The sequence below is a fragment of the Phyllobacterium sp. genome (assembly GCF_037994405.1).
Lineage (GTDB): Bacteria > Pseudomonadota > Alphaproteobacteria > Rhizobiales > Rhizobiaceae > Phyllobacterium.
The window spans coordinates 1-15,148 of the sequence record NZ_JBBNAN010000155.1 but is presented as its reverse complement, the minus strand read 5'-3'; the positions used below and the strand labels follow the sequence as shown (position 1 = coordinate 15,148).

The window sequence follows — 15,148 nt, the reverse complement described above, 5'->3', positions numbered from 1 at the left end:
CTCGTTGATCTATCTCGCCCATGCAACCCAGGTCCAGAATGGTTCAGCCAAGACATCGATCTCCACAATCCCGCTGTTTGCCGGGAATGTGACCTGGACGAAGGGTAAGCCAGAATAGCATTTTCTGAAGGCGAATCTTGTCGTTGGCGCGTCCAACGTTGATTTTGTAGCATCACCTAATATTGGTGGTGCACTGACGCCCAAATTCCTGATCATTCATTACACCGCGAGCGGGCCGTCCGCGGACATTGCCAGATATTTTTTCGGAACGTTCGGCCAATGTATCGGCGCATCTGGTTGTACGGCGCGATGGCTGCATCACCCAATGCGTCCCCTTCAATGTCGTTGCATGGCATGCAGGCAGAAGCCAATGGATCAGCAGGAATGGCACAAGGTTCGCGGGGCTGAACAGCAACTCGATTGGCATCGAGATCGAGAATTGGGGGCCTCTCCACAGGAGTGGAGGCAGCTGGGTGTCCTGGACTGGAGCTGGCGTTGACGGATCCAAGGTCATCGAAGCTGGGCATAAGTTCGGCGTCCCAGATGGGGCTGGGAGATCTTTACCGATGTTCAGATTGCAACGATCGTGTCCGCCGCGATTCTGGGGAAGGATGATATAGCTCCGGGCCGGAGATCCGACCCTGGGCCCGCCTGGGATATGAATGCATTCAAAGCGAGGGTGCGAGGCGAGGCCGATTTGGGTGACGCCGTCATGGTGATCCGCTCGAGTAATGGTTTGAATATCCGACAGGGCCCCGGCGCTTCGTCCCCAACAGTCACAGAAATCCTTGCCGACGGGACAAAGGTTATGGTGCATGCGGCGAGCGGTAAGTGGCGGTATGTGTCCGTGCTGACGCCGGCCGGGGAGCCCGTTTTTGGGTTGGGTCCATGGCGACCGGTTGCCCGAACAGTGAGATGGAAGGGAGGCGCTAGATACCCTTTACAAAACTATCCAGCACCCGCTTTTGTCCCGCCTTGTCGAAATCGATCGTCAGCTTGTTGCCTTCGATCGATGAGACATTGCCGTTGCCGAACTTGATGTGGAACACGCGGTCGCCGACATCGAAATTCGATGGCGTTTCGCTGACGGATTTCGCCACCAGTTCCCCGTCGATGGTGCGGCCCTTGACCGAGCCGCGACCGGCGCCATGGCCCGAATCCGTCTCGCCATAGCCGATGCGCTCGACGCGGGCGCCGGAGCGCGAGCCCCAATTGTTGCGTGTCGCGTCGGAGCGGTTCCGCTGGGCTCTTTGCCAGCCGGGTGTCGAATAGGTGTTCTCGAAGGGATCGGCGCGATCGAAGCGTGATTGGCCATAGCCACCGCCGCCGCCATACCCGCCGTAGGAATTGCCGGTGGCCACCACTTCCACATGGGCTTCCGGCAATTCTTCCAGGAAGCGCGATGGGATCGTCGATTGCCACAGGCCATGAATGCGCCGGTTGGAGACGAACCAGATATGCAGGTTCTTCTTGGCGCGCGTCAAGCCGACATAGGCGAGGCGGCGTTCCTCCTCGAGGCCTGAGCGGCCGCCTTCATCGAGCGCACGCTGATGCGGGAACAGGCCTTCCTCCCAGCCGGGAAGGAATACTGTTTCGAATTCGAGGCCCTTGGCCGAATGCAGCGTCATGATGTTGACGGCGTCGAGATTTTCATTCTGCTCCGCATCCATGACAAGCGCGACGTGTTCAAGGAACGAGCGCAGGGACTCGTATTCCTCCATGGAGCGGATCAGCTCTTTCAGGTTTTCCAGCCGTCCTGGGGCTTCCGCCGAACGGTCTGCCTGCCACATCGCCGTGTAACCGGATTCGTCGAGGATCTTCTCGGCAAGTTCCGTGTGCGGCGTGGAATCGATCAATGATTGCCAACGCTTGAAGTTCTCGACAACCTCGCGCAAGGCCGAACGGGGCTTGGGCTTCAGCTCTTCGGTTTCGATAAGGTCGGTGGCCGCCTCGAGCATGCTGATGTCGCGGGCGCGAGCATAATCATGCACTTGCCGGATCGCAGCTTCACCAAGGCCGCGCTTCGGCGTGTTGATGATGCGTTCCAGCGCGAGATCATCCGACCCCTGCGCAACGACGCGGAAATAGGCGAGAGCATCGCGGATTTCGAGCCGTTCATAGAACCTGGGACCGCCGACAACACGGTAGTTCAGGCCGAGCGTGACAAAGCGGTCCTCGAATTCGCGCATCTGGAATGAGGCTCGCACGAGGATCGCCATATCATTGAGATTGTGGCCCTTGCGCTGCGCCTGCTCGATTTCCTCGCCGACGGCGCGCGCTTCCTCTTCGGAATCCCATGCAGCGTGCACATTGACCTTGGCATCTTCGGGACTGGCGGCATCGGTGAACAGGGTTTTGCCGAGGCGCCCTTCATTGTGCGAGATGAGGAAGGAGGCAGTGCCGAGAATATGCGCTGTCGAGCGGTAATTGCGCTCCAGCCGAATAACGACCGCACCAGGAAAATCCTTCTCGAAGCGCAGGATATTGTCGACTTCCGCACCGCGCCAGCCGTAAATCGACTGGTCGTCATCACCGACGCAACAGACATTCTTCGAGCCCTGGGCGATCAGGCGCAACCACATATATTGCGCGGTGTTGGTATCCTGATACTCGTCGACGAGTATATAGCGGAACTTGGCGTGGTATTCTTTCAGCACATCCGGGTAGGCGCGGAACATGCGGATCGGATGGCAGAGGAGATCGCCGAAATCGCAGGCATTCAGGGTCTTCAGCCGGTTCTGATAGGCTGTGTAAAGCTCGCGACCTTTGCCATTGGCGAATGCGCGGGCGTCACCTTCGGGTATTTCTGAAGGGCCCAAGCCCTTGTTCTTCCAAGTGTCGATCATCAGCGCGAACTGCTTGGCGGGCCAGCGCTTGTCGTCGAGCCCTTCGGCCTGGATGATCTGCTTGATCAGGCGGACGACGTCATCCGTATCGAGAATGGTGAAATCGGACTTGAGGCCCACCAGTTCCGCATGGCGGCGCAGCAGCTTGACGCCGATCGAGTGGAACGTGCCCAGCCACGGCATGCCTTCCACGGCGCCGCCAACAAGCACGCCGATGCGCTCCTTCATCTCGCGGGCGGCCTTGTTGGTGAAGGTCACAGCCAGGATCTGGCTCGGATAGGCCTTGCCGAGCGACAGGATATGGGCGATGCGGGAGGTGAGGACGCGGGTCTTGCCGGTACCGGCGCCTGCAAGAACGAGCACTGGTCCTTCGGTCGTTTCAACTGCAAGGCGCTGCTCGGGGTTGAGACCACTCAGATAAGGCGGTGTGCCACGCGCCTGCATGGCGCGCGCGGCTATGCCCGAAGGCTGCCGCGGCACATCAGGTTCGTCAAAGAATGGAATATCGTCGCGCAATCCGGACATTTGATCCCAATGTAGTGATTCGGCACCGAAAAACCAGAAAAATGCGATACAAAAAGAGAACGGCCAATCTGGGGCAGGATCTTTCCCCCCGGAAACTTGCAGTTGAAATATGCAATCGCCGATATTGCTTCCCCTTGATTTAGCGCCTACCCATTTTGATTAGGGAAGACGCTGACATCCGCCGGGGCGTTCGCAGCCGCATGTCAGATCCATTCGATCCTGATTGAGCTTGGAAAAGGACTCCTACCCATGGCAATCACTCTGACGGCTCTCATCTTTTTCCTTATCGGTGCGGCACTTGGTGTCGGGGGTGTGTGGCTCGCGATCCTTGGCGGCAGCTGGTATTATATTCTCGCGGCTTTGGCTTTCTTGGTCACGTCCATTTTGCTCTTTCAAAAGCGCAGTTCGGCCCTTTTGGTCTACGCGATCCTGGTGATAGGCACGCTTGGCTGGGCCATCTGGGAAATCGGCTTCGATTGGTGGCAGCTCGCACCGCGCGGCGGGGTCATCATGCTGCTTGGGCTGTGGCTGCTGACACCATGGATTCGTGGTGGACTGAACGAGGAAGAAGAGCGTTCGCCTTCCGCCTGGGGACCTGCCATTCCTCTTGCCGTCACGGTGATCGCAGCACTTGCTGTCGCCGGCTATTCGATAACGCAAGACCCACAGCAAATCGTCGGGGAGCTCAGCAAGGAGGCCATCACCACCACTCCCGACCTTGGCGGAAATGTACCGGAGGCCGATTGGCACTATTATGGCCGCACTCCCTATGGCCAGCGTTACTCCCCCTTGAAGCAGATAACGCCGGAAAATGTCGGCACATTGCAGGTGGCCTGGCAATACCAGACCGGCGACGTGAAGCTGCCAGATGACATCGGAGAGACCACTTATCAGGTGACGCCGCTCAAAGTGCGCGACACGCTTTATCTCTGTACGCCGCACAATTGGGCGATCGCGCTCGACGCGGCCACCGGCAAGGAAAACTGGAAATTCGATCCGAATGTTGGGCTCAACCCCGATCGCCAGCACCAGACCTGCCGCGGCGTGTCCTATTACGCCGATTCGACCGTGGCAGCGGGCCAACCCTGCGCCGAAAGGATCTATCTGCCCACATCCGATGCCAGACTGATCGCGCTTGATGCCGCCAATGGCCAGATTTGCCCGTCCTTTGGAGATAAGGGCACCTTACATCTTGAAAAAGGCATGTCCTACAATCCGGCCGGTTATTATTACTCAACCTCGCCGCCGGTGATCGCTGCGGGCAAGATCATCGTGGGTGGCGCTGTCAATGACAACTATTCAATCCACGAGCAATCGGGCGTCATCCGCGCTTTCGATATCAATACGGGCGCACTGGTGTGGAACTGGGATTCCGGCAATCCCGATGTGACAACACCTTTGCCGGAAGGCCAGACCTACACCGCCAACTCGCCCAACAGCTGGTCGGTTTCGAGTGTCGATGAGAAGCTGGGTTTGCTCTATGTGCCGCTCGGCAACCAGACACCGGACCAGCTTGGGGCAGGGCGCAGTGCCAATGTCGAGAAATTTTCGTCCTCGATCGTCGCGCTTGATCTGAACTCCGGCCAGATGCGCTGGGTGCGCCAGACGGTGCACCATGATCTCTGGGATATGGACGTGCCTTCGCAGCCAAGTCTTCTCGATATCAATACCGCGACCGGAGCTATCCCCGCGCTGGTTGGTCCGACGAAGCAAGGCGATATCTACGTCCTCGACCGCCGCACGGGTGAGCCGATCATTCCTGTCAAGGAAGTGCCGGCACCAGCCGGGGCTCTCGAGGGTGATTTCAGCGCTCCGACACAGCCGATATCGGATCTGACCTTCATGCCCAAGCCGTTGACCGGCAAGGATATGTGGGGCGTTTCGATGTTTGACCAGCTTGCCTGCCGGATCGAATTCCTCAGGCTGCGCTATGAGGGGCGTTACACTCCGCCATCACTGCAGGGTTCGCTTATCTATCCCGGGAATTTCGGCGTGTTCAACTGGGGCGGCGTTGCAGTCGATCCGGCACGTCAGGTAATGTTCGGCATGCCGACCTACCTGGCATTCACCTCGAGGCTCGTGCCGCGTGCAGAGGTTCCTCCTCCTAGCGCTGGCACAAAGGGCAGTGAACAAGGCCTCAACCGCAACGAGGGTGCGCCCTATGCGGTGATCATAGGACCATTTGTTTCGCCGCTTGGCGTGCCGTGCCAGGCTCCGCCATGGGGCTACGTGGCGGGCGTTGACCTGCGTACCGGCAAGATTGCCTGGAAGCATCGCAATGGCACCGTCCGCGATTCCTCGCCCTTGCCGCTACCCTTCAAGGTCGGTGTCCCGGGCATTGGCGGCCCGATCATCACCGCTGGCGGTGTGGCCTTCCTTGGCGCTGCCGTGGACGATTATTTCCGCGCCTATGATCTGACCAGTGGCAAGCAGCTGTGGGAAGCACGTCTTCCTGCCGGCGGCCAGTCGACCCCAATGTCCTTTGCATTAGACGGCAAGCAATATGTGGTCATTGTTGCTGGTGGCCATGGTTCGGTGGGCACGACGCCCGGCGATTATGTGATTGCCTACGCCCTGCCGAAATAGCCTTTCAACAATGCTGATAGCGCCGGATCATTCCGGCGCTACTGGCGTTGCGGCAGTTTCAGCGGGCTTCCGGTCTTGACCGTGCGAATGGCGAAGTTGGATCGAATATCAGCAACTCCCGGGAGCATCAGAAGTTTCTCTGTCAAGAACCGCTCATAGGCGCTCAGGTCTTCGACCACCACTTCGGCGAGGAAGTCCGCGGTACCCGAAATGAGAAAGGCGGCTGTTACTTCCGGCATGGAAATGAGAGCGGCCTGCTGCGCATCCGCATTTTCGCGGCTGTGCTGACCGACCTTGATTTCCACGAATACAGTCAACCCAAGTCCGACTTCCTTGCGGTCGATATCTGCACGGTAGCCGCGAATGACCCCTGTTTTCTCCAGATTGCGAATGCGCCGCAAACAGGGTGAGGGAGAGAGGTTCACCCGTTCGGCAATCTCGACGTTTGTCGCCCTCGCATCCTCCTGCAGCGCTTCGAGTATGCCGATATCAAATTTATCAAGATTTGGCATATATCACCTATCATGTGCAAAATTCTTCATGAATATTGCTGAAACTGTAGTATGAGTGGCATTAACTTGCAAGGACATGCCCGTGCCATCGGGAGTATGTTTGTCTCAACCGAAAATTGTTCGGGCAGATTTGAGAGGATATTCCGATGGTTGCCCTTGCTCAGGACTACAAGAAGTCAAATTCGCTAACCTCAGGCTACGCCGGTGCGCTGGTCACCGTTTTCATATGGGCCACATGGATCATCGCCACCCGCCACAGCAGCGGCACCCATCTTGGCACCATCGATCTCGGCCTCATTCGCTATGGCTTGCCGGCGCTGGTTCTTGCTCCGGTCTGGCTCAAGACTGGTCTTATCCCGCGCGATGTTCCGCTCGCCTTGCTGGCGATCATGGTATGTGGTGCCGGCGCAGTATTCTTCCAGGTCACGACCTTCGCCATTCATTCAACGCCTGCCTCGGCAGTCGGCGTGCTGCTGGGTGGTTCAATGCCGCTTACCGCCGCGCTAATCGGTGTTCTCCTGTTTGGCGAACGCCCTGACCTTACGCGTTGGCTCGGTCTTGCTGCGATTGTTGCCGGTCTTGCCATCCTGCTCGTGCTGGCTCTTGGAAATCACGAAATCTCGTGGATCAGCTTTGTCTTCCTGCCGCTTGGTGCACTGCTTTGGGCGGGCTATACGCATGCATTCAAGCGTTCGGGGCTGACTGCCCTGCAAGGTGGCGCGCTGATTGCTGTCTGGTCGTTCATTATTCATGTCGGCCTTGCACTCGTCTTTGGCACGACGATCTTTGAGGTTCCACTGCCGGAAATCGGCTTGCAATTCCTCAGCCAGGGTGTTCTCTCCGGCTTGGCAGCAATGCTTGCCTATGGCATAGCTGTCCGCTCCCTCGGTGGCAGTCAGGCTGCAGCGTTCAGTGCCTTGACGCCGGTCCTTGCTGCTTTCGGCGGTAGCATCTTCCTTGACGAGCCGGTCGGCGTCTGGGAAATTGCAGCAGCAGTAATCACTGGACTTGGCGTTGCCCTTTCCACCGGTATCCTTTCGCATCGCATCAACAGGTGATGCAACGGCCAACGCCTCGTTCGCCAGCACGATCGGAAGAGGCTATCATGAACGAGCCAAAGACCACCCCGAAGATTAGCCAGGCGATGGTCGAAGCCTATGATGAATATACCCATCTGACGCTCGACCGCCGCTCATTCATGGACAAGCTGACCAAGCTTGCCGGTTCCGGTGCCGCCGCCGCCATCATCGCCCCGATGCTGGCAGCAAATAGCGCCAGGGCAGCGATCGTTGCGGCAGACGACAAGCGGCTTCGCACCAAGGATGTCGTCTTTTCCGGACCTGCCGGCGATATCAAAGGTTACCGGGCAAAACTGGCCGACGTTTCAGGAAAGCTTCCTGCAGTCATCATCATTCACGAAAACCGCGGACTGAACGATCATATTCGTGACGTGGCCCGGCGCATTGCGCTGGAAGGCTTCGTGGCACTTGCGCCGGACCTGTTGTCGACGGCTGGCGGTACGCCATCCGATGAAGAAAAGGCGCGTGACATGATTGGTGCGCTCGACCCGAATGCAGCAATTGCAGAGGGCGTAGCGACCATCGAATACCTCAAGAAAGACAACGGAACGAACGGGAAAGTGGGTGTCGTTGGATTCTGCTGGGGCGGCGGTGTAGTCAATGATCTTGCGGTGAACTCACCTGATCTCGGCGCAGGGGTGGCCTATTACGGCCGCCAGCCAAAGGCCGAAGATGTGGCGAAGATCAAGGCGCCGTTGCTCTTGCACTATGCTGGGCTCGACACGCGGATCAATGCGGGCATTGATGCCTACAAGAAAGCACTCGATGATAACGGCAAGACCTACGAGATTTATGTCTATGACGGCGCAAACCACGCTTTCAACAATGATACATCGGAAGCTCGCTATGACAAGAAAGCCGCGGATCTTGCCTGGACCCGGACAATCGCCTTCTTCAAGAAGAACCTGAGTTAGCCGCTGCTGTCGAAATGAAAAGGGAAACCAATTGCTTGCGGGATCGCTTCCGGACCACTACTTCTGGTTCCAGAGAATTCTAGGAATGCACGCATGCGATTTGTCACCCTCACATTGGTCTTCGTGGCTTTGCTTTTGGCCGGCATTCAATCGAGCTTTGCACAGGAGGCAGTCTTCCCCGGCGGATCGGGCGTCGGGCTGGTGCCGCCGGCCGGCTTGACGTTATCCACCAGTTTCAGCGGGTTTGAGGATGCGGCCAAGGGGACGTCCGTCGTCGTGACGGAATTGCCCGTCGATGCCTATGCCGCCATCGCTGCAAAATTCAATCCGGAGGGCCTGCGTGAAACCGGAATTGAAGCCGCTGGCGGTCCCGAGGACTGGCCGGTCGAAGGTGCGGTCGTGTCGAAGCTCATTCGCGGCAGCCAGGTTGCGTCTGGGATCAGATACCGCAAATGGATCGTGCTTGTCGGCACAAAGACCACAACAGCCATGGTGACGGTGCAAATACCCGACGGCGTTCCCGGCGGCTTATCCAACGAGGATGTGGAAAAATCCTTGCGCACGATTGTCGTGCGTACCCCACCCAGTCTTGAAGAGCAGATCGCAGCGCTGCCATTCAGGATCGCTGACACGGCTGGCTTCCGGCCAGTGCGCGTGATTGCTGGCGCGACCTATCTTTTGACCGACGGACCCAATGATGTGGCACAGAATTCGTCACAGCCGATGGTCGTCATTGCCTCGAACCTTAATACGGCTCCCGAGCCCTCAGAACGTATGGACTTCGCCAAGCAGGCATTCGCTTCGCTGACCGGGATCAAGGATGTGCGGTCCGACAATGAAACGAGCTCGGAGTCAGATGGTGCCGAGTGGGTGGAAATCGATGGCAGCGCGAAGGATGCTGCAAGCGGCGATCCACTCTATGTTGCGCAGATCGCCCGTTTCGAAGCGAGCCGTTATGTCCGGGCGATCCTGATTGTGCGGGACACCGAAAAGGGCAAATTTTCGGATCGTTTCCGCAAACTAGCCAAATCCATGACGATCAACTAAAATTAGGCATGGAGAAAAGCTATCGACTCACCGAGAACGAGATACGGCCATTGATCCGCAACTATGGTGGCTGCATAGCAACGGACACGATCACGATTGATGGTTATCCGGTGCGGTTCATGTACCGTGAAGATCCTGACAACGAATTTGACAGTGGTTGGCGCTTCCTCTCCGGCTTCGAGAGCGATGACTATATGGAAGATCCGGAAAACAGCGGCATCTTCGAAGTCAACACTATCGCCAACTACGATCCGAGCATCATTCCGCTACTCGATTCGCCAGTGGGCAGCGTGTTCGAAAAGACGGGTGAGCAGGAACGCTTTGTCGCGGTTACCGACTGGCGCCCTGGCGAGGATGATGACGACGACGAAGATTGACCTTAACTCCGTCAATGCTTCACAGAGAGTTACAACTGGACAAGTGGCGTGCATTCTCCGAAAATGCCTTCATCAGAGAATCCTATAGGGAGGCTGGAGACTGGAATGGCATTGGCAGACGCAGGGGCGTTGCTGCGCAACGAGAACGGGATCGCGACGGTTGTCTCCATTCTCAAGAAACGCTTTGGTGACAACGCGCAGACCGGCAAATCCATCCGCGAGCAGCACGCCCATACGACAAGCTACGTGCCAAACCAGGCGCCGGATCTGGTCGTATTTGCTGAATCGGCAGAAGACGTTCAGGAAGTTGTGCGGCTCTGCGGCGAATGGCAGGTACCAGTTATCCCGTTTGGTACGGGCACTTCGCTGGAAGGGCATGTGAATGCACCGGCAGGCGGCGTCTCGATCGATCTGTCGCGCATGAACCGTATTCTTAAGGTCTATGGCGAAGACCTGAATGTCGTTATCGAGCCGGGCGTTACCCGCAAGGAGCTCAACGAATATCTGCGCGATACCGGCCTGTTCTTCCCCATCGATCCGGGTGCCAATGCGAGCCTTGGCGGAATGGCGGCAACGCGTGCCTCCGGAACGAACGCCGTACGCTACGGCACCATGCGCGAGAACGTGCTGGCGCTGAAAGCCGTCATGCCGGATGGCCGGTTGATCACCACCTCCAAGCGGGTCAAGAAGACCTCGGCGGGCTATGATCTGACGCGCCTGCTGGTTGGATCGGAAGGTACGCTCGGCGTCATCACCGAGCTCACGCTCAAGCTTTATGGTATTCCGCAAGCGATTTCCGGCGGCATCTGTGCGTTCCCGGATCTTCAAAGCGCCTGCAATGCGGTGATCGAGACCATCCAGATGGGGATTCCGGTCGCGCGGATCGAGCTGGTCAACCAGCTCGAAATGCAGGCAATGATTGCCTATTCGAAGCTCGACTACGAACCAGCACCCTATCTTTTCCTCGAGTTTCACGGCAGTGAAACCAGCGTTGCCGAACAGGCAGAGCTTTTCGGTGAAATCGCAGCTGCCAATGGTGGCGGTGAATTCAAATGGACGGCCAACGCTGAAGAGCGCGAAAAGCTCTGGTCGGCCCGTCATAATTCCTACTTCGCTTGCATGACCCTGGCACCCGGAAAACAGTCGCTTTCGACGGATGTTTGCGTACCGATTTCGCGGCTCGCGGAGTGTATCGTCGCGACCGAAAAGGACATCGAGAAGAGTGGCCTGATCGCGCCCATCGTTGGCCATGCGGGTGATGGAAACTTTCACGTGCTCGTGCTGTTCGATGAGAAAGACCCGAAAGAAATCGAGAAGGTCGAGGCATTTGTGGAGCGTCTCAATCTCCGGGCCATCGCGATGGATGGAACCTGCACCGGTGAACATGGCATCGGCCAGGGCAAGATCAAGTTCCTGCGTGCCGAACTCGGCGGCGCGGTCGATGTGATGGAAGCCATAAAACGGGCGATCGATCCGGGCAATATCATGAATCCCGGCAAGATCTTACGGCTATAGGCTGACAGATTGTTTCCGAGTGCTAAACCATTGTCTGAGCGTTGCAAATCGACAAGAAACACTATCATGTCTTGTCGACGCCAAGGGCCAGCTTTGAGGATGCCCGGCGCGTATTGATCGGAGTAAGACACTGGCACGCCTGTTCGTTTTTATCGGAGGACTATTGGTACTGCTGCTGACAGCAGCGCTGGTCGTGCCTTATTTTGTCGATTGGGCAGGCTATCGATCCTCCTTCGAACGCGAAGCCTCGGCGCTGCTTGGCCGTCCAGTCACAGTTGCGGGCAGCGCCAGCGCACGGCTCCTGCCGTTTCCGTCAGTGACATTTTCCGACGTGAAGGTAGGTGATCCGGGCTCCGAGCCCGTTATAACGATCGACAAGTTTTCGATGGATGCAGAGCTTGCGCCATTCATGCGCGGCCAGATACTGATCTTCGACATGCGGCTTGAAAAGCCGAGGGCAACGGTCCGGATCGACAAGGACGGCATCGTGGACTGGGCGATCCGCCCCCGGGCGCCATTTCACTCTGCTCAGGTCAGGCTGGAGAATATGCGCATCACTGATGGTGCTGTGATCATCCGCGATGCATCGACATCAACGACGCGGAATGTCACAAACCTCGACGCCACGCTCTCCGCAACGGACCTTTCCGGGCCATGGAATTTTGACGGATCACTGTTTTTCAACGGCCAGAAGACGGCGATATCCGCCTCGACTGGTGCGGTGAAGCCGGATGGCACGTTGAACCTGCGCACACGCGTAACGCCGGATGGTGTCCCCGCTGCATTTGAGACCGATGGCCAGGTGACATCGAATGAGGGTGCGCTGAAATATGCCGGCAACATCGCTATTCGCTCCGCCGACGAGGTTGGGGTTGCTCCCGGCACCAAAGCTCCGGCTCAAACCGCGAAGCCGCTGCTTTCGAGCGTCCGCGTGACAGGACGTTTTGAGGCGGATCATGCGAAAATCACCATTCCCGAGTTTCGCATGGAACAGGGGCCGGCAAACGATCCCTACATCGTCAACGGCAATGCGCTCTTCGATTACGGCAGCAATCCGCGTTTTGAAGTCAAGGCGGACGGACAGCAGGTCACGTTCGATAATCAGGAGGCACCGGCCAAGGGAGCAACCCCGGCGCCTGTGACCGCGGCGGAACGGATGGGCGTATTCCGGCGCCTGATGGATCAGTTGCCGATACCGACGGTTCCCGGCACCATTGATCTCAAACTTCCGGCCATCATTGCTGGCGATACGACGATCCGATCGGTGACGATCGATGCAGCGCCGTCCGGGAGTGGCTGGACCGTAAATCAGCTTAAGGCGGAACTCCCGGGACGGACGCAGTTCGAAGCCAAAGGCACATTGCAGGTGGGCGAGGATTTCGGTTTCGACGGCAAACTGCTTTTGGCCTCGCGCCAGCCGTCGGGACTTGCTGCGTGGCTCACAAATTCCGTTGACGAAGCAATCCGGCGCCTGCCCGGCGCGGGCTTCTCCGGCGATGTGAGCCTGCATGATGATTTGCAGAAAGTCGACAATCTCGAAGTCGCATTGGGCGGTGCATCGCTCAAAGGGTCGCTGGTTCGGAGCGCCAAGGGTGCGTCGTTGCCGCTGACGCAGCTGACGCTTGAGGGTGGGGCGCTCGACGCCGATGCGCTTGGAGCTTTTGCCGCGATCTTCGGCAACAATGGAAAACCTTCCGCTGATGGCTCCCCACAATTGCGGGGCCAGGATCTCGACGTGCACCTGAAGGCGGGACCGGTCACCCATGACGGGCTTGAGGCGGAAACGCTGGACACCGCCTTTCGCCTTCGCGACGGTGTGTTCGACATCGACAAGCTGACGATCGGCAATGTCGCCGGTGCGACCGTCACGGCAACTGGCAAGCTGGAGCCGTTCAAAGCCGAGCCGGCAGGCTCGATCGATTCGACCGTCCTGTCGGACAACCTTGCACCCTTTGTCGCTGCCATTGCCGTGCGGTTTGCGGATTTTCCGTTCATCAAGGCATTGAGCGAGCGTGCTGCGAAGTATCCTGGTCTATTTGAAGGGACCGAACTCAACATCCTTGCCAATACTTTGCACGGCAAGAGCGGAGCCGATGAGTTTTCCCTGAGTGCCGCCGGGAAGACCGGAGGAATGGATGTGACGCTTTCCGGGACCATGACGGAAAACGCCGACAAACTGCGCACACTTGAACTGACGATGGATGCCCGCAGCGAACAAGCCGAAACGTTGATGGCACTCATCGGCCTGCCGGCCCTGCCGCTTGGGCTCGCCGGAGAGCTTGAAGCTGACCTGGCGTTGAAGGGCAATGAAAAGGATGGTCTGCAGACGCAGCTCTCGTTGAAATCGTCCGATGGCCAGGCGCTCGTCGACGGCAGTTTCCGGAGCGCGGGCGGTGCACTGAGCGGGGAGGGACGCGCCTCGATCAAAGCTGCCGATCTCGAACCCTATATCGCCACTGCTGGCTATTCGCTGCCGGGATTCGGCAATGGCATGCCGGTGGACATGGCAAGCAGTTTTCAACTCGCCAAGGGCAAGCTGACGCTGCCTGATCTGAGCGGCCAGGTCAGCAACACGAAAATCGGCGGACGGGTTGGGCTCGATATCGAAAATGATATGCCCAATGTTCAAGGCGACCTGACGCTTGCACATCTGGATCTTCCAGGCGTGGCACAATTCATGCTCGGCACCGATGCCGTTAATGGCGATGGCCGAGGAGCTTGGCCGAAAGCGACCTTTGCCGGCGCCCCGCTTTTTCCTGTCAACTTCAATCTGAAGGTCAATGCTGCAGAAGCGGATGCGGGTATTCTTGGCAGCATCGGCAAATTCCAGGCAAACGCAGCGCTGAAAGACGCATCGCTACGCTTTGAAGACGCGAAAGGCGACCTCCTTGGCGGTCATTTCAACGGCATGTTTGAACTGCGAAATACCAGTGGTACGGGGCTCGCGACCGGGCAATTCACGCTGGATCAAACGGCACTGGATGTACTTTACAAGCCCGACGATGACATTGCACCGCCGCTCAAGGGGAAAACGAAGATTTCCGCATCCGTCAATGCAACCGGCACGTCCGTTGCCGAGATGATGCAATCCGTCGCCGGCTCCGGCGTCGTCTCAGTAAATGCTCTTGCGATAAGCGCTTTCAACCCGGCTGCGCTGAAACCGATATTGGCCGAAACTGATGTGGCGGACGGACCGGTTACGCCAGCGGCAATCAATGCCACTATAGGCAAACATTTGAATGCGGGTGAGTTTAATGCAGGTAACACAGAATTTGCGTTCACCATTGCAGGTGGTATGGCGCGGACGTCGACGTTCCAGCTTCGGAGTCAAGGTGCCACTTTGTCGGCCGATCTGCGGGTCAACTTGCCGGATCTGAGCGTTGCGTCGCAAGGGCGATTTGCCTTCGACCCGGGCAAGGCGGTGGTAGCTGGAGCAGATCCTGTCGTCGAGTTCAGCTTATACGGTCCCTGGGCCAATCCGAAGTTAACGTTGAACCGCCAGCCACTGGAGCAATTCCTGACCCAGCGCGCATTGGAACGCGAACAGCAGCGTGTTGAGACAATGCAGGCCGCTCTCGTCGAGAAGCAGCGCCTGCGCCGTGAGGCTCAGCTGTATCAAGCCCGCGCCGACGAACGTGCACGTCTTGCCGAAGAAGCGCGGCTGAAGGCTGAGCAGGAAGCGCGGGAAGCAGCGGAACGCGCCGCTGCCGAAAAACGAGCGGCAGAAGAGCGGGCATTGGCCGAAAA

The 15,148-nt window shown here is 58.0% G+C and carries 10 protein-coding genes and 1 pseudogene; 9 read left to right on the top strand and 2 right to left on the bottom strand.

Going from position 1 to position 15,148, the window contains the following annotated elements; genetic code table 11:
• Positions 1 to 118, top strand: a pseudogene (locus tag AAAC48_RS09400) (CreA family protein); the annotation flags it as partial.
• Positions 119 to 248: 130 nt separating this feature from the next.
• On the top strand, positions 249 to 620 hold the full coding sequence (locus AAAC48_RS09395; protein WP_340653926.1) for an N-acetylmuramoyl-L-alanine amidase: 372 nt from the start codon (positions 249 to 251) through the stop codon (positions 618 to 620).
• Positions 621 to 929: 309 nt separating this feature from the next.
• Here the strand turns inward: AAAC48_RS09395 and AAAC48_RS09390 are convergent, their stop codons facing one another.
• Positions 930 to 3,371, bottom strand: coding sequence for a UvrD-helicase domain-containing protein (locus tag AAAC48_RS09390; protein WP_340653925.1), 2,442 nt, complete (start codon positions 3,369 to 3,371; stop codon positions 930 to 932).
• 249 nt (positions 3,372 to 3,620) lie between these two features.
• Between AAAC48_RS09390 and AAAC48_RS09385 the strand changes: the two genes are divergently transcribed.
• Positions 3,621 to 5,957, top strand: a complete 2,337-nt coding sequence (locus tag AAAC48_RS09385) for a glucose/quinate/shikimate family membrane-bound PQQ-dependent dehydrogenase (RefSeq protein WP_340653924.1) — start codon at positions 3,621 to 3,623, stop codon at positions 5,955 to 5,957.
• 38 nt (positions 5,958 to 5,995) lie between these two features.
• Here the strand turns inward: AAAC48_RS09385 and AAAC48_RS09380 are convergent, their stop codons facing one another.
• Positions 5,996 to 6,469, bottom strand: a complete 474-nt coding sequence (locus tag AAAC48_RS09380; protein WP_340653923.1) for an Lrp/AsnC family transcriptional regulator — start codon at positions 6,467 to 6,469, stop codon at positions 5,996 to 5,998.
• A 146-nt stretch (positions 6,470 to 6,615) separates the two neighbouring features.
• On the opposite strand from AAAC48_RS09380, the gene AAAC48_RS09375 reads away from it, so the two are divergent.
• The 6 genes from AAAC48_RS09375 to AAAC48_RS09350 all read left to right on the top strand — a co-directional run.
• Complete coding sequence (locus tag AAAC48_RS09375; RefSeq protein ID WP_340653922.1) at positions 6,616 to 7,527, top strand: DMT family transporter; 912 nt, start codon at positions 6,616 to 6,618, stop codon at positions 7,525 to 7,527.
• 47 nt (positions 7,528 to 7,574) lie between these two features.
• A complete protein-coding gene (locus AAAC48_RS09370; RefSeq protein ID WP_340653921.1) occupies positions 7,575 to 8,462 on the top strand; it encodes a dienelactone hydrolase family protein in 888 nt (295 codons plus the stop codon).
• A gap of 93 nt (positions 8,463 to 8,555) precedes the next feature.
• Positions 8,556 to 9,509: a hypothetical protein gene (locus AAAC48_RS09365; RefSeq protein ID WP_340653920.1), complete on the top strand. Its 954-nt coding sequence runs from the start codon at positions 8,556 to 8,558 to the stop codon at positions 9,507 to 9,509.
• Between the two features lie 8 nt (positions 9,510 to 9,517).
• On the top strand, positions 9,518 to 9,886 hold the full coding sequence (locus tag AAAC48_RS09360) for a DUF2185 domain-containing protein (protein ID WP_340653919.1): 369 nt from the start codon (positions 9,518 to 9,520) through the stop codon (positions 9,884 to 9,886).
• 105 nt (positions 9,887 to 9,991) lie between these two features.
• Positions 9,992 to 11,401, top strand: a complete 1,410-nt coding sequence (locus tag AAAC48_RS09355; RefSeq protein ID WP_340653918.1) for an FAD-linked oxidase C-terminal domain-containing protein — start codon at positions 9,992 to 9,994, stop codon at positions 11,399 to 11,401.
• A gap of 163 nt (positions 11,402 to 11,564) precedes the next feature.
• On the top strand, positions 11,565 to 15,148 hold a 3,584-nt coding region (locus AAAC48_RS09350), incomplete at its 3' end, for an AsmA family protein (RefSeq protein ID WP_340653917.1).